This is a genomic window from Streptomyces nanhaiensis, assembly GCF_046614825.1.
In the GTDB taxonomy this organism is placed as follows: domain Bacteria; phylum Actinomycetota; class Actinomycetes; order Streptomycetales; family Streptomycetaceae; genus Streptomyces; species Streptomyces radiopugnans.
The window spans coordinates 1-16,747 of sequence record NZ_JBKJFM010000139.1; the positions used below are offsets into that span (position 1 = coordinate 1).

General features: G+C 72.4%; 12 protein-coding genes and 1 pseudogene. All 13 read right to left on the minus strand.

What is annotated here, in order from left to right; genetic code table 11:
• The coding region (locus ACLIYP_RS24070) for a baseplate J/gp47 family protein (protein ID WP_412715206.1) at positions 1-2,678 on the minus strand (2,678 nt) is incomplete at its 3' end.
• Positions 2,675-3,058: a GPW/gp25 family protein gene (locus ACLIYP_RS24075; protein ID WP_412715207.1), complete on the minus strand. Its 384-nt coding sequence runs from the start codon at positions 3,056-3,058 to the stop codon at positions 2,675-2,677. The genes ACLIYP_RS24070 and ACLIYP_RS24075, both read right to left, overlap by 4 nt.
• Complete coding sequence (locus tag ACLIYP_RS24080; RefSeq protein WP_412715208.1) at positions 3,055-3,393, minus strand: hypothetical protein; 339 nt, start codon at positions 3,391-3,393, stop codon at positions 3,055-3,057. Before ACLIYP_RS24080 ends, ACLIYP_RS24075 begins: the two co-directional genes overlap by 4 nt.
• A gap of 20 nt (positions 3,394-3,413) precedes the next feature.
• Entirely contained in the window at positions 3,414-3,959 is a 546-nt protein-coding gene (locus ACLIYP_RS24085) for a phage baseplate assembly protein V (protein ID WP_412715209.1), read from the minus strand.
• Positions 3,960-3,999: 40 nt separating this feature from the next.
• Positions 4,000-5,139 (minus strand): hypothetical protein, encoded by a 1,140-nt coding sequence (locus tag ACLIYP_RS24090; protein ID WP_412715210.1) that lies wholly within the window; start codon positions 5,137-5,139, stop codon positions 4,000-4,002.
• Positions 5,129-5,509, minus strand: a complete 381-nt coding sequence (locus ACLIYP_RS24095) for a hypothetical protein (RefSeq protein WP_412715211.1) — start codon at positions 5,507-5,509, stop codon at positions 5,129-5,131. The genes ACLIYP_RS24090 and ACLIYP_RS24095 overlap by 11 nt, the downstream gene beginning before the upstream one ends.
• 6 nt (positions 5,510-5,515) lie before the next feature.
• Positions 5,516-6,199, minus strand: coding sequence for a hypothetical protein (locus ACLIYP_RS24100; protein ID WP_093659749.1), 684 nt, complete (start codon positions 6,197-6,199; stop codon positions 5,516-5,518).
• A gap of 27 nt (positions 6,200-6,226) precedes the next feature.
• A complete protein-coding gene (locus ACLIYP_RS24105; protein ID WP_412715212.1) occupies positions 6,227-6,691 on the minus strand; it encodes a hypothetical protein in 465 nt (154 codons plus the stop codon).
• A gap of 12 nt (positions 6,692-6,703) precedes the next feature.
• The gene (locus tag ACLIYP_RS24110; protein ID WP_412715213.1) at positions 6,704-13,189 is read right to left on the minus strand and encodes an eCIS core domain-containing protein; all 6,486 of its coding nucleotides are present in this window, start codon (positions 13,187-13,189) and stop codon (positions 6,704-6,706) included.
• The gene (locus ACLIYP_RS24115) at positions 13,186-13,530 is read right to left on the minus strand and encodes a hypothetical protein (RefSeq protein ID WP_412715214.1); all 345 of its coding nucleotides are present in this window, start codon (positions 13,528-13,530) and stop codon (positions 13,186-13,188) included. The genes ACLIYP_RS24110 and ACLIYP_RS24115 overlap by 4 nt, the downstream gene beginning before the upstream one ends.
• A complete protein-coding gene (locus ACLIYP_RS24120) occupies positions 13,521-15,512 on the minus strand; it encodes an ATP-binding protein (protein ID WP_412715216.1) in 1,992 nt (663 codons plus the stop codon). The genes ACLIYP_RS24115 and ACLIYP_RS24120 overlap by 10 nt, the downstream gene beginning before the upstream one ends.
• Positions 15,513-15,545: 33 nt before the next feature.
• Positions 15,546-16,535, minus strand: a complete 990-nt coding sequence (locus ACLIYP_RS24125; RefSeq protein WP_412715215.1) for a DUF4255 domain-containing protein — start codon at positions 16,533-16,535, stop codon at positions 15,546-15,548.
• Positions 16,536-16,539: 4 nt separating this feature from the next.
• Positions 16,540-16,747: pseudogene (locus ACLIYP_RS24130) on the minus strand (hypothetical protein); the annotation flags it as partial.

Genomic DNA, 16,747 nt, shown 5'->3' on the forward strand with positions numbered 1-16,747 from the left:
ACCCGTCCGGGGGCCGCCGGCGCGAACCGGCGCGCCTGCTCGACGGGCTCCGGCTCGGCGCCGCCGGCGGCCGGCAGCGGGTTGCGCACCCCGGCCACGGGCATCGGCTCACCCGCTTCCGGGCCCTGCTCGCCTTCCCCGGCCTCCCGGCACAGCACCAGGTGGTTGATGGCCTCGGCGCCGACGTTGCCGGCCCTGCCCCCGCCCAGCCGGTAGTGGACCTCCAGGGTGGTGCCCGGTTCGGGCCGGGCTCCGTGCAGCCCGTCGCCGAAGCGCAGCGCGAGCCGTCCGTCGTCCTCCAGTTCACCGACGAAGTGGCGGTCGCGGGGGCCGCTGCCGAGGAGGTCGCGGCGCGGCTCCCACACGGCCCCCTCCCCGTCCCCGCCGTCCCCGCCGCCCCCGCTCCCCGTGCCGCCGGTCAGCCGTACGGCCGGGAGCGCCGCGCGCGGCTCGGGCACGAGCGCGGACGCGGGTCCGTGCAGCTCCGGCTCGTCCGGGTGGAGTCCGGCCGCGTACGCCGGGCCCCAGCTGTGCGCGATCTCCCAGGCCGTGCGCCCGTCCAGAACGCGTCCGGCGCGGGCCCGCGCCGTCAGCACCTCCAGCCGGCGCAGCTTCGCCGCCAGCAGCCGTTCACTGCGGTGGAGCAGTTCGCGCAGGGCGGGCACCGGGCGGCGGCGCAGCTCCAGCCGTTCCAGCGTCTTCAGCCCGAACAGCACGGCCAGTTCGGCGACTTCGCGTTCGTCCAGTCCGTCGTGGTCGCGGGCGCCGCGCCACAGCTCCACCAGCCGCCGCCGCATCCGCGCGGGGATGGCGGCCAGCCGTTCGGCCTGGCCGGCCGAGACATGGCGCGGATCGGGGAACGGCGCGGTCTGGGCGACGGGGAAGCGGTGCAGGCGGGGGCGCAGGCGCGGGATGATGCCGGGGTAGACGGACTGGGCGAGCAGCGTCTCCAGGGCGGCCTCCTGCTCGTAGGCGGTGCCGGGCACCGCCTTCTCGCCCTTGCGCCCGGCCCGCTCCACTCCGAGCCCGGCGCGCCGTACCGCCTCCTCGCCGACGACCTCGGACAGTTCGCGGACGTGGTCCGGTGTCAGCAGCCTTCCGCAGGCGGTCTGTTCGAGCCGGTCCAGGATCAGCCTGCCGGGCCGGTTGCCCTCCGCCGCGTACGCACCGGTCCGGCAGCCGAACGCGGGCGGCCCGCAGGACGGGACGACGGCGGGCACCGGTGGCACCTCCAGACGCTCGGGGAGGTGTCCGCGGAAGGTGAGCGAGCGGCCGTGGTCGACGAGGACCACGTTGGCGCGCGCGACGGTGACGTCCTCCACCGGCTCGCAGTCCCGGCCTCCGAGCACGGTCAGGTGCAGGGGGAAGGCGAGCGCGTCCTCGCGGGCCCAGGCCACCTCCAGCACCGGCTGGTCGCACAGCCGGTCGACGGCCGGGGTGACGGAGGTCAGGCGTACCGCCTGGCGGCGGGTGGGGTCGGCGTCGCCGGGGGTGCCCGAGCGCGGGCCCCTGACCTCCTCCAGCACCAGCAGGTCTCCGGGGCGCAGGTCCAGCCGCCGCTCCCGGCGTCCCTCACCCGTTTCCTCGCCGCCCCTGTCACCGGCCGCTTCCCCGGGCCTGTCTCCGGCCCACTCGTCGCGCAGGGTGGCGGACGTGGCGCCCTTCGGCAGCGCGCACTGCTCGCCGCCCCAGGTCCACAGGCGGATGGTGTTGTGCTCGGGCCGCAGCCGCAGCGGCGCCTCGGTGACCGGCTCGAAGACCTCCACCGAGCCGCGCTCCTCCAGCACCGCCAGGTCGCGGTCGTCGATGACCGTGCCGGTGCGCGGCCGGTCGCGCGGGCCGAGGGTGCGTACGTCCACGGCGGCGAAGCGGTACGTCCCGGCGAGCAGCGTCAGCGGCCGGGCCACCTCGACGGCGACCAGCGCGCGGGCGCTGCAGCCGTCGTGCATCGGATAGTCGACCAGCCGTACGTGGCGGCGCACCGAGACGCGGCGGCGGGCGGTGTCCAGGTACGCCTCGGTGGCGACCGCGTCCTGCTGGTGGCTGATCTGGTCGGCGGTGTACGCCAGCAGCTCGGCCAGGGTGGTGCCCAGGTCGGCGGGGTTGCGCTCGGTCCAGTCGGGCGCCGTCAGTGCCAGGCGTTCCATGACGAGGCGACGCAGGGTGTCGTAGTCGCGGGCGGTGTAGTCGATCACGGGTGCGGGCCGGAAGGTCCCGGGCGCCTCCGCCGCCTCTTCCTCCTCCTGCGCATCACCGCAGTCGAGGGGCGAGGGGCAGGCGGGCCGGAACGAGAACTCGGCCGCGTGGTAGCGCTGGTCGAAACCGGGGAAGGGCTCGGTGCCGGGGCGGCCGTAGGGGTCGGTCTCGACGATCGCCAGCCGGTGGCGGCCGAAGCCCCCCGTCCGGTCCACGGTGACGTACAGCAGGTCGTCGAGTTCGGGGTCCTCCTCGCGTTCGGCCTCCACGGCGACGGCCCGGATGTCCGTGGTTCCGCGCCCTCCGTCGATGCGGATGTTCTCCGGGCCCAGGCCGTGCGGCGCCTTGCCCAGGAAGGTGACGGTGAGGGTCAGCCCGTCGTCGCCCACCTCCACCGCGTCCACACCGTTCAGCCGTGCCGCGCGTACCCTGCCGCGCCTGTCCCCCGGGCGCGGGACCGCCGTCTGCGTACCGCCGCTCATGCCTCGGCCCTCCCCTCGAAGACCTCGTCGCGCCTGCCGGCCGTGGCGCGCACCGTGTAGCGCAGGTGGACGCGGACGACGTTCTCCTCGCTGACCACGTCCAGGTCCTCCACGGCGATCAGCTCGCCCAGCCAGCGCTGGAGCGAGGCCTGCACCGACAGCTCCAGTGCCGAGGCCAGCTCCGGGCTGTTGGGGGTGAACACCAGGTCCAGCAGCCCGCAGCCGAAGTCGGGGCGCATCACGCGCTCTCCGGGGCTGGTGAACAGCAACTGCTCGATCAGATCGCGCACGTGCTCCTCGTACGCCGCGTGCGCGGTGCGGCCGCGCCGGTCGACGCGGAGGGGGAAGGCGATGTCCCGGCGTACCGTCCCGGCCCTCATCCGCAGGCCACCCCCCTGCGCCCCGCCGGTGTGACAAGCGGCTGCCCCTGCGGTACGAGCCGCGCGGTGAAGCACATGCCCGGTGTGTCCTCCAGCAGCAGCGGCTTCCCGTCCGCCGTCACCCCGCCCTCCGTCGGCGTCCAGCGGACGGTGGTGCAGGGCACCGGCACCCCGTCGACGGTGTGGCGGCAGCCGGTGACGGTGTGGACGAGCGCGCCGGTGGCGGCCGGCAGGCCGTCGACCAGCACCCCGTGCGCGTCGGCGCCGGCGGCGCTCGCCCGGCCGCCGTGCGGGCAGCCGACCGCGGTGCCCGTGTGCGTGACTTCTCCCGACAAGGCTTCTCTCCCCCGTCCGTTCAGCGTTTGATGGGCACGATCAGCCGGCCCTGGTTGACGTCGACCCTGTCCCCGGCCACCGAGACCGAGGCCCCCTGCCCGTTGTCTATGTGGATCCCGCCCCGGGTGACGCGGATGTACGGGCCCGGCCCGCCCTCGCCGGGGCCCGGCGCCTGGAGCAGGATCCCGGTCTCCGGGTCGTCGGAGATCACGATCTTGTGTCCGCCGCGGGTCTGGATGACGACCGGTTCGGCGCCCGTGCGCGCCGCGGCCCGGGCGTCCTCCGGCAGCTCGTCCGCCCCGCCGTACCAGCAGCCCGTCCAGATCGGGTAGCTCGGGTCGCCCTGCTCGAACTCGATCCAGACGCCCGCCCCCCGGCCCGGGACCACGTACTGGCCGGAGCGCTCACCCGTGAAGGGGAGGCAGGGCATGGCCCAGGTGGAGGCCTCGTCGCCGAGCACGTCCGGGACGTGGGCGGTGATCCGGCCGATCCCCAGCGGGTCGTCGTTGTCCGCCACCCGGCCTCTGAACTTGCCGAGGAAGCGGTTGTTCGGTGCTGGCGCCATGCGGACTGCTCCTGGTCGGTCTGGGTGGTCTGGGTGGCCCCTACGGGCGGACGGTGTCCCCGCGCGCGATCAGGCCCTCGCGCGAGAGCGTGAAGTTCTGCCGGTACGAGCCGGGCGTGAGGTTGTGCGTGACGGAGGTGACGTAGTACTCGCCGTCGTACGTCACGCCCGCGCCGCGCACGCCGACGAGCTCGCGCGGGCGCAGTACGTAACCGTGGCGGTTGACGTCGAGCTGCCCGGAGCCGGAGATCGCGTCGGCGGACGTCGCGGCCCGCGCCAGCGCCTCGGCCCTGGCCTGCGCCTCGTCCTTCTTGGCGGTGCCGGCCAGTCGGCGGCGCTTGAGCGCCGGGCTCGCGCGCCTGCCCAGCGGCGGGCGCAGCGGGCCGATGTCGGGCTGGGGGATCAGGGTGGACTCGCGGGTGCGCGGATCCTGCCAGTGGGCCTGCGGCTCCTCGCGGGCGGCGCCGTCGTAGGCGAAGGTGAGCTGGTCGACGGTGGAGTGGACGTCCATGTTGACGTTGAGCGCGTGCTGCGGCAGGCCGACGCGGCGCTGCGGGCCCCAGTAGGCGGTGGATCGGCCGGGCCGCGGGCCGGGCTCCAGGTAGAAGACGTAGCCGTTGGCGCGGGCCAGTTCGTTGACGTAGGCCAGGTCCGTGCCCGTCTGGTAGTCCACGCGGTGCTCGGCACGGGGCTGCTGGACGATCTGCTCGGGGTGGACGTCCGGATGGATGCCGTAGTCGGCGTACCTGGCCAGGATGCGTTCGACCCTGCGGGCCGGGGAGAGGTTCGGGTAGCGGTCCACCCGCTCGTCCAGGTCCATCAGGAGCGAGAGGTCCTCGCCGGTGACGGTCAGGGTCGTCTGGCCGGGCTGGTTGCTCGCCCCGACCTCCTGCCGCACGATCAGGCCGTCGAGGAGGACGGTCCGGGTCCCCTTGATCACCGTGGTGACGACGACGCGGGTGCGCGGGTCGAAGAACCCCTCGGGCAGCAGGCCGGAGATGATCGCGCCCTTCTTGGTGAGGTCGAACGCCAGCTGGAAGCCGGAGCGTTCGCCCGCGGTGCTGGTGATCTGCGCGGACAGCAGCGCCTCGCTCACCGCCTGGGGAACGGGCCGGGTGAGGTGGGGGCCCATGCTCAGGGTGAGGTGGATCGGCCCGCCGCCGACGTGCTCATCGGCCATGCGCGCCTCCCCGTGGGAGGCCGCCGGGCAGCGGGATGCCGATCTCCCGCCCCGGCTCGGCGGTCAGCTCGCGCGGATCGAGGACGGGGTTGGCGTCGGCGATCCGCCACCACTGGGAGGGGTCGCCGAAGTAGCGCTGGGCGAGCTGGTCGGGGCGCTCGCCGCCGCTGACGGTGTGGACGGCGGTGTCCTCGTCCCCCTCTTCCGGAAGCGGGGGCAGCAACCTCCTCCTGGCGTAACGGACTTCGGTGCCGTCGGGCATACGGTGCACGGCGATCTCGGCGTCGTGGTACCGGCTCGTCCTCGGATACGGGTGCGCCCCCGGGATCCCGTCCGGTGGGCCCCCGTGGACCCCGCTCTCATCGGCCATGGCCTCTCACACCCTCCCCGTCCCGATGTCGGCCCCGGTCAGCCCGAGCGCCCCCAGCGTCCCCGCCCGCGCGGTGCCGGCCAGCCGCTCCTTCTGCGCCAGATGCGCCAGGTACAGCTCGGCGCCGCGGTGCCCGGCGGGCAGATCGCTCACCGTCAGCACCTTCATCCCGATGCTCAGGCTCGCCCGTATCGGGTTCAGGTTCACGTCGAAGGCGGACTCGTTGACCGACAGCTCCGTCAGCCGCACGGGCATGACGCGTTTGCTGCCCCAGGTGAACAGGGTCAGCGGCATCTCGATCGGGCTGATCTCGATGGTGCCCTTCTTCGACAGCCGCGTGGCCTCCCTCAGCTGGGCGGTGGTCGGCTGCACGAGCATCTCCAGCGTCGCGAGCTGCGGATGGATCCCGTCGGGCGCCGCCAGCTCCAACTGGTCGGTGGCGTCGATCTCGGCGGTGAACTTCCACGTCTCCTGCGCCGGCCCCTTCAGCCGCAGCGCCTCGTTCCGGTCCCCTCCGCTCCCCCCGCCCCCGGCGTCACCGCTCCCGCCCGCGGCCTGCGGACTGATGCTGCGCTCCAGGGTGTCGGGGTTGAACTGCAGCACGATGATGCGCTGCGGTATCCCCCGCTCGGGATCGACGATCACGATCCCGGACCGGATGGGCTTGGGAATGTCGGCGTAGCGGGTCACGGTGTTCCTCCCGGGCCGCTCCTGAGATCACGGTGCAACTTTCCCCTCCAGCCTGATGATGAATTTCAAAAGACTGCGCCCGACCGGCTCATGAAGAAAGGAGTCGACTTCCTTTCCAATGTCGATCAACACATCCCCGTCACCCCGCGGGGCGGGCAATGCGACCAGATAGCGAGCATAAGAAGGAGATCCCCTATCCGTATCCACCACCCATCGACCATCGAACTTCTTGATCAGATATGTAGCAACATAAGCAAGAAGTTGTGCGGTGACCCAGATGGTGTCTTCCTCACTGATCGCCTCGATGTCTTCGTACTCATAGAGTGCGTCAAGCTTCGCAAGCCCGGTCCGCGGATCGCTCAGCAACTCTTCGGGTGGACGGATGTCCAGCATCTCCGCGAGCCGGACGACATCCCGATCCATCTCCCGGGTCCACTCATCCAGCCCTCGCACCCGTTCTGCACAAACCCTGTCCTTGTCACCGTTTCTCACTTTTCGCCATCCTTACGAAAGCACCACGACAGCAAATCCCGCATTCACCAAAGCCGCCCTTAGACTCATGGAGGGGCGGGCGTCTGAGAAAATCCAGATCACATCCACCTTAATACCTGCGCGCTGTTTGTTCCTCTTGATTCGCCAGTCCTTGTTGATCTGATCCCTGGTCACAGGGCGACCACTCTCACCAACCTCCCTCTTCTCCCCCTCCAGTCGAACGAACAGCTCCTTTACAACCCTTCTCCCGTTTCTGACCTCCGTGTACTTCCCGTTGTACCTCTGGTAATTCTTCACCTCGATCAACTGTTCGCGTTCGCCGTACTGGTCCTTGAGGTCGACTTTGCGAACCCTTACCTCTCTTCCTCCTTCGGTCGGCCTGACCGGGTATCGCCCCGAATAATCAGGGCGCGTGACGTTGACGCGCTCCTCTTCCTGCTCCTTACCCGAGCGCAGTTCCTGCCGCACGTAGCTCTCACCCGCTGTTCCACGTTTCCCTCCGTGAGCCCGCAGCATGGCGGACATGGTGAGCCTCTGTCTGCCCGGCGGCAATGCCCGGCGCTCCGGATCTTCCGTCCCGGGGTCCCTGGTAACGAGCCGAGGATCTCCAGTATCGGAGTCTGGCATATTCCCTGCTTGTTGCACGTAAGAACGAGATGCAACCTCACTGTCGCTTTGCTCAACTCTGCGTGCCCGCGCGTCGATGTAAACGCCTCGCTCCTCGCCCCGCCTCTGGTCCCTCCGCAGCCCTCGCAAAGCGGCATGACGCTGCACGGCAAGGATCCTGGCGAGTCCATTTCTCAGCGACTCACTGGAATCCGGGTCATAGCAAAGAATCCACTCGTCTGCGCCGGTTATCTTGGCCTCAGAATCGGCAATTATCTGCTCGGGGGTCGCGGAAGGGTCTTCCGCAAGAATTTGTTCTGGGGTCTTCGCCCGCCCACGGGATGCTTCCGCTTCTGGATTGAGAAATGCCGTGATCAGGAGTGGCGACGTCCCGGAATCGACGAGGCGAGTCAGCCGGTACCAGAGACGCGCAGCTGAAAGGAAGGCACGCATCACAGAACGCCTGACGCCCGTCTTAAGTAGCAGCCGCAGTCTCGGCTTCAGACGAGCGACAATCCGAGCGAGGCGAAGCTCCTTGTGTTCCTTGGAACCCTCCCTCCTCCGCCGCTGGTCACGGAGTCGGCGCTTCTGTTCCTGGCGGCGTCGGCGCTGGTCGAGCAGGAGGTCGCGGCGGCGGCGGTAGGCGTCGCGCATGCGGCGGGCGTTGTTGTCCAGGGATCGGTCGAGGCGGCCGTCGCGGTCCTTGCGGTCGAGGGCCTGCCGGGCTCTGCGGATGCGGTTCTGGGCGGCCCTGACCGTCTGCCGCGCGCGGTTCGCGGCGCGGGTCTCCGGTGACGTGCGGCGCGGGCGCGGGGCGGGCTTCGTGCCCTCCGTCTCGCGGCGCGCGGGGGTTCGGGACTGGTCCCGGTCGGTGTCCTGGGCGCGGCGGCCGGGCCGGTCCGTACGGGTGCGGTCGTCCGGGCGGCGGGTGTCGGGACGGCGCGCGGGGTCGCGGCGGGACCGGGGCGAGTCGGGCCGCCGGGTCGGGCGGGGCTGCGGGCGGGGGCGCTTCGGCTTGGCCGGCGGCCTGCGCGACATCTCCGCGTTCGCCCGGCGCGTGCGCTCCTGCGCCCTCCTCGCCTCCTCCTGCGGGTCCGGGCGCTTCTTCGGGTCGTGGTCATCCTTCGGCTTGTCCTCGTCCTTGCTTCCGGGCTTCTTCCCGAGGTTGGCCGCGACGCCCTTGAGCCGGTCGCCGACCTTGCCCACGTACTTGCCGATGCCGCTGAGCAGCGCCTGGTAGGCCAGTTCCAGCAGGGCCACCACGCCCGAGGCCACGGCCTTGGCGAACAGCACGCCGGCGTTGCCGCCCTTGACGGCCTTGAGGTAGTCCATGAAGGCGCCGAAGGCCCGCAGGATCTCGCTCAGGGACTCCCAGGCCGCCTTGAAGGCGTCGATGATCGCCATCACCCAGCCGGCGCCGGGGATCAGCTTGGCGATGACCTTGGTGATGATGATCTCCCCGATGATGACGGGGAGTTGGGGAAGCGCGGCGTCCCACGCCTCCTTGGCCATCTGCTCCCTGCTGACGCCCCCGCCGATCAGCTTGTCGAAGACGGCCCTGGGGAGCCCGAGGATCTCCTGGATCTTCTCGTTGAACCAGTTCCTGATCGCCGAGGTGACTTCCCGGAACAGATGGTTCCTGGCTCCGTCCTCGGCCGAGGCCTTGGCACCGCTGAGCCAGCCGCCCGGGTCGGAGAGGATGTCGGCGGCGATCATCGCCCACTCGCCCAGGGCGTTGAGCAGGCCCATGGCGAAGTCCATGATGCCCTTGAGCGCGCTCTTGACGGCATCGACCGCCGCCCGGAGGCCCTCCATCAGGGCGTCGAGGATGCCGCTGAGGATCTTGCCGATCTCGTCGAGGAGTTCGGTGACGATCCGCTTCAGCTCGTCCGCGATCCGGTTGACCAGGGCGATGGCCGCGTCCCGGATGCGGATGATGAGGGTTCGCAGCCGGCTCGCGATCTCCACGATCGCGTCGAGGAGGTCCTTGCCCAGCTGGACCAGGGCCTCGGTGAACTCCTTGAACTTGTCGACGATGAACTGCCGGGCCGCCTCGATCCAGCGGATCACGGTGCCCTTGAAGTCCTTGATGAGGCTGGTGATCGCCTCGCGGGCGGCGCGGAAGAAGCCGACGATCGCGTTCTTCAGCTCGATGAGCTTGTCGCGGATCCAGTCGAACGCCCTGGAGAGCCAGTTGCCGGAGTCGCTCTTGGCCGTGTCGCGCTTGTTCCTGGCGTCGTCCTCGGCCTTGGTCTTCTCCTTGCCGATGTCCTCCTGCTTCTTCTTCCGGTGCTCCTCGGCGTCCTTGTCGGTCTGCTCCTCCTTGTCCCTGACGTCCTTGCGGATCTTCTCGGTCTTCTCGGTCTTCTTTGTGCCGAGTGAGTCGAGTTCCCCGTCCTGCTCCTTGCGCCACTGCTCGCGGGAGGTCTCCACCTCGGCCCTGGTCTTCCGGCGTTCGGCGGCCTGGGTACGGGTGTTGCTCTCGACCTCGCTGCGGACCTGCCGCCTGTGGCGTTCCCGGGACTCCCGGAATCCCCTGTCCTTGGCCTGCCGCTCGTCGGACATCTGCTTCTGCCCGTCGGTGAACGCGGCCTGGATCTGCGGTCCGCGCTCGTGCTCCGCCACCGCGGACACGGCCTCGGGCGGGATGCGTCCGCCCACGGACGGACCGCCGCCTCCGCCGGGTCCTCCCTGTCCCTTTCCGCGCGGAACCTTCGCGGTCAGGGTCTCCTCGGGCACATCGGGGTAGATCTGGTCCTCGCCCAGGGGGCGCCCGGCGTCGTCGCGGCCGGAGGCGTGGAGTTCCCGGCCTTTGTCGTCGAGTTCACCGCCCTGTTCGCCGGCGCGCCCGTCCGTCTCGCCCTGGAGGCCGACCCCGGGCGCCGTTCCGACGTCCGCCTGGGCGAGCATCTCGTCCTCGGTGGGCAGGTCGAGGATCCACTGGACCACCGCGTCGGAGTCGATGACGTCCTCGTCGGCTCCGAAGGCACCGGCGATGCCGTTGATCGCTCCCACGACGAGCTGGGCCCCGCCCGCCAGGAGTCCTTCGAGGGTGCTGGGCTCCTCGATGTCCTCTCCCGGGATCTCGCCCTCCGGGGCCTTGTCTCCCGTGACTTCGGCCTTCTCCTTCTCCGGGGCGTCGACACGGGCGGCCGGGTCGCCGGAGTACTGGCCCGGGGCCGAGGTCTTCGGCGCGCCGTGCAGGGTCTGCGGGGCGCCCGCGGGGCGTTCCGTCGTCGGCGGTGCGTCCTGGAGGGTCTGGTGCTCGTCGCCGACCGTCTTGTCGACCGCGCCGTTCACTCCGCCCAGTGCTTCGAGCGCGCGGTGCGGTTTCAGCCCGGCGGCGGTGGACAGGCCGGCCTCCGGTGTCACCTTCGACAGGTTGGGGGCCGCGGGGTCCTTCTTCGGCCGGGACGAGGCGGTGGGGCGGGCGCCGCCCCCTCCCCCGCCACCACCCGACGCGCTCCGGGTGCTGCCACCACCGCTGACCGACCGTGAGGGCCTGGAGCCGGACCTCGGTACGGGAGCGGGTTCGGGCCGTGGAGCCGGGGCCGAAGGCTCCTGCCGCTGCCGGGAGCCCGCCCCGTCCTCCGGCGTGGCGCCGGTGGTGGAGGCGTCACCGCCGTCCGCACCCGAGACATGGGTGTCCCGTGCCGGGGACGCCTCGGCCGGAGTGTCCGTGGCCGGCCCGGGGGCACCGGGAGCAGTCGTACCGGCCGTCCCGCCCCCTGAAGGCGCGCCCGAGGTGCCCGCGGTCGGAGCCGGGGCGGAGAACGCGGTGGACGTGCCGGAGGAGGTGCCGGTGCCGGAGGAACCAGAAGTTCCGGACTCCGTCGCCTCCTCCTTCGGGGCTCCCGTATCGGCCGTCTCGGGTTCCGGACCCTTCTCCGGTTCGGGCTGTCGCTCCTCCTGCTGCTGCGGGCCTTCGGCGGCCGTGGGACCGGGTTTCGGCTCGGGGGCTTCGGTGAGGTCATCGGCGGTGTCGGAGGACGGAGGCAGCGGGTCGGCCTCCTGCCGGCCCGCCGTCCCGGTGCCGAGATCACGCGCCGTACGGTCACCGGCTCCGGCGCTGGTCGCCGGGGAGACGGACGCGCCGCTGTCGGCGGGCAGCGGGTCGGCGAACCCGGCGTCTTCGGACGCGGCCTCCTCCGCGTCCTCCTCGTCCCGTCTGGCCTGCACCTGTTCGGCCTTGGTGGCGGGCGGTTCGGGGAAGCTCGGCATCCGCCCGCCGGCGTCCGAGCCGGGCACGATCTCGTCGGCGGTCGGTACGCCGGAGACGTCGAGGTCGGTGGCGGGGAGGAAGTCGTCGGGTTCGAGTTCGGTGTTCCACGCGCTGTCCCGGTCGGCGGCCCGCTCGTCCTCGAGTCCGTCGAGCGCTCCGGGTTCACCGCTCGGGCCGGGCTCCGGACCGATCGGCTCGTCCTGTGCGAGCGCCGGCTCGTCCTGGGGGCGCTTCCCTTCCAAGGTGCTGCGGTCGCCCGGATCGGCCGTCCTCAGCAGGGGGCCGGGCTCCACGCCGGCACGCTTGCCGTCGCGCGTGTCCCGCTCGTCCGCCCTGCCCGGTTGCTGCCCCGCGACCAGGGGTTCCACGGCTCCGGGCCGGTTCCTGGCGGCGGACTCCTCCTTGCTCGCCGCGGGGGCGCCGCCGACTCCGGGCACCTCGGACCGGCCGCCCGTGCCGCTGCCGTCCTGCTGCCGGGGCTGCTGCGGCTGACGGCGGGAGGCGCCGCCTCCCGAGGCCGCGGCACGGTCGCTGTCCGGCCCCGAGGAGCCCGTGCTCCCGGTCTGCCGTCCCGGTCCCCCGGATCGCCCGGTGGGGCGCCCGGCTCTTGGGCGTACCGCACCCGCGCTGCCGCGATCGCCTCGCCTGCGGTCCGGCCGCTCCCGGTCCTGCCGCTCCTCGCCCGTGCGCTGTCCGCCGTCCTGCTCGCCGCTCCGCCCCTCGCGGGACCGCTCGTGCTCCGCCTGCTGCCTCCGGTCGGCGGCTTCGGTGTCCGCCCTTTCGTCCTCCAGCAGTTCGGTGGCGTCCGGAACGGCCTCGGGGACGCCGAGCGCCTCCGGTTCGAGCGCGCCCTCGTCCTCGGTCTCCTCGACAAGTTCGATCAGCCGGTCGAACTCCGAGGAGAGCAGGCGCGATTCCAGCCGGTCGAGGACGGCGTGCTGCATCTCCGGTGAGAATCGGGCGAGTTGTATGCGCACGCGCTTGGAGCGGTCCTGCGGGTCGCCGCGCAGCGAGCGCAGAAGGCCGTTGGTCAGGCGGTCGAGCAGCATCGCCGGATCGACCTGCTCCATGCGCCGGCGGTCGGCGTCGACCGTGGCGTAGCGCAGCCAGCCCGGGGTGGCCCGGCCCTCCTCGACCCGTTCGGCCGCCGCGCCGTCCGTCCCGCCGCCGCGGGCCGCGTCCTGCGCCGTCGACTCCCGGGCCGCCGTCTCCGCCTCGCGCTCCACCGTCTGCTGCGGCAGGCTCACCGCGCCCAGGTCGCGGCCGGCGCGCAGCGCGCCGAGGCCGTCGGGGTTCTGAACGGTGTGCAGCAGTTCGTGGGCGAGCAGGCGCATGCCGTCGGCGGTGCCCGGTCGGTACGCGCCCTCCCGGAAGAAGATGTCCTGGCCGACGGCGACCGCGTCCGCGCCGAGCAGGTCGGTGAGGGCGGCGGCGTCCCGGTCGGTGTGCAGGCGTACGCGGCCCAGGTCGTGGCCGAGCCGTTCCTCGAGTTCGCGGCGGACACTCGCGTCGAGCGGCAGGCCGGCGCCGCCGACGACGTCCTTGGGCTCGGGCACGGTGGACCTGGCGCCGCGCTCCCTGCGCTCCTTGCGCTCCTTGCGCTCCTTGCGCTTGCGGCGTCGGGCTTCCTGCGCCGAGCGGGAGTCCTGTGACGCGGTGTGCGAGCTCATCGGCGCCTCCTCCCGTCCGCGGGCCCGGCCTCGCCTCGTCCCGACAGGCCCGCGTGCACCGCGCGTGCCAGTGCCTGGCCGAGGCGGGCCGGCGAGGTGGTGGCGGGCAACGGCGGCAGGCCCGACAGCGCCCCCAGTGCGCGTCCCTCGCCGTCCGCCGCCAGCGGTACGCCGCGCTCGCGCACCAGCCGGGTCAGCTCGGCCTCGAACGCCGCCGTGACCCGTTCGGGGTCGATCCGCGTGTCGAAGCCGTCGAGCACCAGCTCGCCGATGTCCACCCGGACCGTGGTGTCGCGTGCCGTGCCGTGTGTGGTGTCACGCGGCGTCTCGTTCACACCCATCCGCGGACCTCCGAGGGCGTCAGGGAGCGTTCCAGCTTCAGGTACTCGGTGCGCGCCGCGGCGAGCATGTGCCGCATCCGCAGTGCGTCCCCCTCCTCGGCGGCCAGGAAGGCGGCGGAGAGGGCGATGTTGCGGATCGAGCCGCCCGCGACCGTCAGCCGCGCCAGCAGTTCGGGATCGATGTCCTCGGCCGGGGCGCTGTCGGGCAGCACCCGGCGCCAGATCTCGGCGCGTTCGGCCTCGCCGGGGAAGGGGAAGTCGACGACGAAGCGGATGCGGCGCATGAAGGCGGTGTCGAGCGCCTTCTTCATGTTGGTGGTGAGGATCGCCAGGCCCCGGTAGGCCTCCATCCGCATCAGCAGGTAGGAGACCTCGAGGTTGGCGTAGCGGTCGTGGCTGTCCCTGACCTCGCTGCGCTTGCCGAAGAGGGCGTCGGCCTCGTCGAACAGCAGCAGGGCGCCGCCCCGTTCGGCGGCGTCGAAGACACGGCGCAGGTTCTTCTCGGTCTCGCCGATGTACTTGGAGACCACCTGGGAGAGGTCGACGACGAACAGGTCCAGCCCCAGCTCGCGGGCCATCACCTCGGCGGCCAGGGTCTTGCCGGTGCCCGAGCCGCCCGCGAACAGGGCGGTGACCCCGAGGCCCCGGCGCAGGGTGCGGGCGAAGCCCCACTCCTGGTGGACGGTGCCCCGCTGCCGTACATGGGCGGTGATCTCGCGCAGTACGCGCAACTGGCGCTCCGGCAGCACCAGATCGTCCCAGCCGGCCTCCGGTTCGATGCGGCGGCCCAGTTCGTCCAGGCCGATGCGGGCCTCCGCGAGCCCGGCCCGCCAGGCCAGTTCGCAGACGTCCGACCCGGCTGCCCCGTTCTGGCCGGCCTCCCCCGCCTGCCGGCGTACGGTCGCGGCGGCGGAGCGGACGGTGTGCGGTGGCAGTGCGAACTGCGCAACCAGCGCGCGCAGTCGCCGTTCTCCGATCCGCGGCATTCCGGCGAGGGCGTCGGCCCACAGGCCGAGTTGCTCCTCCTCCCCCAGCACCGGCACGGTGACGCGCTCGGCGCGCGTCCGCTCCGTCCGCCTCGGGTCGGGGCTGGAGACGGCCAGCGGTACGGCGGCGGAGGCGGTGAACGCGTCGGCCGCCGCGTCCTGTTCGCGGTCCGTTTCGCCCGTCTCCAGCAACAGGGCGGCGGGCAGCAGGATCGCCTCGCGCTGCCACAGCCGGGCGAGCCGGTCGCGTTCGGTGTGGCCGGTGGGCAGGTCCTCGGCGTTCAGGGTGTAGAGGCCGAGTCCGCAGCTGCGGGCGGCGGCCGCGGCTATGTCGTGGCGGCTGTGCCGGTCGCCGCCGGTGAGTTCCACCCTCGGGGGCGTGCTGGGGCCGGCCCCTGCCCATACCTCTGCGACGCGGTCCGCGGCGCGCTCGTAGGAGGGCGGCAGCCGGTCGGGCGCGGCGGCGCGGGCGAGCATGCCGTGCAGTCGCGCGTCGAGGTACGGGGAGCCGAGGAGGAAGTGCAGGATGCGTTCGTCGAGGCGGATCCGGGTGGTGGTCAGCCGGGTCTCGTCGTCGAGTTCCACCAGGCGCCAGCGGCGCAGCGGCGCGACGGGGGTGATGGCGCTCCAGTGCGGCTCGCCGAGGGCGGCGAGCGCGAGGGAGAAGGTGGGGTGGGCGCGCTCGGGGTCTCCGCTCGCGGCGGCGCAGCGGCTGCCGGTGGTGGGCTCCAGTTCGGCGGCGGCCAGCAGGAGGACGATCTCGCGCTCGAAGGGTGTCAGTCCGAAGCAGTGGACGAGCGCCTCGAGTGCGGCGGGTTCAGGGGTGCCGGCGGTGCCGGCGGGTCCGGGGGCACCTGCGGTTCCGGAAGTGCCCGTGTCGGCGGTGCCCCCGCGGGCACGGGCGGCGTGGGCGTCGAGGCGGGCCAGGACGGCGCGCATGGCGGCGGCCAGCGCCGGACCCTCGGCAGTGCCCGTCGTGCCGGAAGTGCCGTCCATGTGCCTGCCCGCCCCCGTCGTCGTCACCTCTTCTCAGCCCTCCTGGTCGTTCGTGGTGCCGTCGTCCCTGCCCGCCCGTGCGCTCCCGCCTGCGCTCGCGGAGCCGCTGCCGGACTGCTTGCTCGTACGGGGCCGTGATGCGGCGGCCTTGGCCGTGGCGCGCCGCTTGCCGGCGGCCTTCTTGGCGGGCGTCTTCTTGACGGAAGCCTTCTTGGCGGACGACGGCGTCTCCGGCCCGTCCTCCGCCCCGGCCTGCGGTGCGGGCGCGGCGGATCTGGCGGCCATGCCGCTGGTCCGGCTCGCCCGGGCCGCCACCTTCCGGGCGGCCGCCCCGGACGAGCGTTCCGCGGGTACGGCGGCGGCCAGGTCGGCGGTGCCGGTGCCCGGCCGTCTCGGGGGTTCCGGCGCGCCCGGGGCTCCGAAGGGCAGCGCGCGCACCGTGTGCCGCTGCACCGGACGGGGCACGACGGGCTGTTCGCGGCCCTCGATGAGCACCAGGGTGGCCTGATAGGCGACCGACAGCGAGTAGGGCGTCTGGTGGAGCATCCCCCACAGCCTGGAGGTCTCGTCGATGTCCATCCGGGTCGGTGTGAAGCGCACCCGCTGGACGGCTTCCGCCAGGTCGCTGCCCGCCAGGTACGGCCGCTGCGCGGCCTCCTCGATCAGTTCCCCCGGCAGCACCGGGAACTCGTGCAGGGTGCGCACCACACAGCCGATGAGCCGCTGTCCGACCAGTTCCGCCTCGTTGCCGTAGGCACTGATCAGGTAGTGCAGGTCCAGTGCCGCCGCCGGTCGCTTGAGCAGGGTGCCGTCCGGGGCGCGGGTGGGCAGGTCGTCGTTGCGCCGGGAGGCGTTCGGTGTCACCTGGTGGAGGAAGACGGTGATGGTGGCGTCGTCGGTGACCTCCGCAGGCGGCCGCTCGGTCTTCACCGCGACCTGCATGTCGATCTCGGGTTGCAGATTGTGTTCGATCAGCAGGGCGAGTGCCTGTGTGACCGTGGCGATGGCGAGTGCGTTGCTCATCTCCTCAGTCCCTCCGCTCGCTGTCGGCCAGGTAGTCCGCGAGGCTCAGCGCGGGCGCGGGCCGTGCCGGCCGCTGCGGGCGGCCCGCGCCGGTGGGTCCCGCGGCAGATGGTGCGGCGCTGACCTCCACCCGGCCGATCTGCACGTGTACGGTCCGTTCCGCCGTCCGGGGCCGGCGCCTTCCTCCGGCGGCGCGCGCGGCCTCGCGCGCC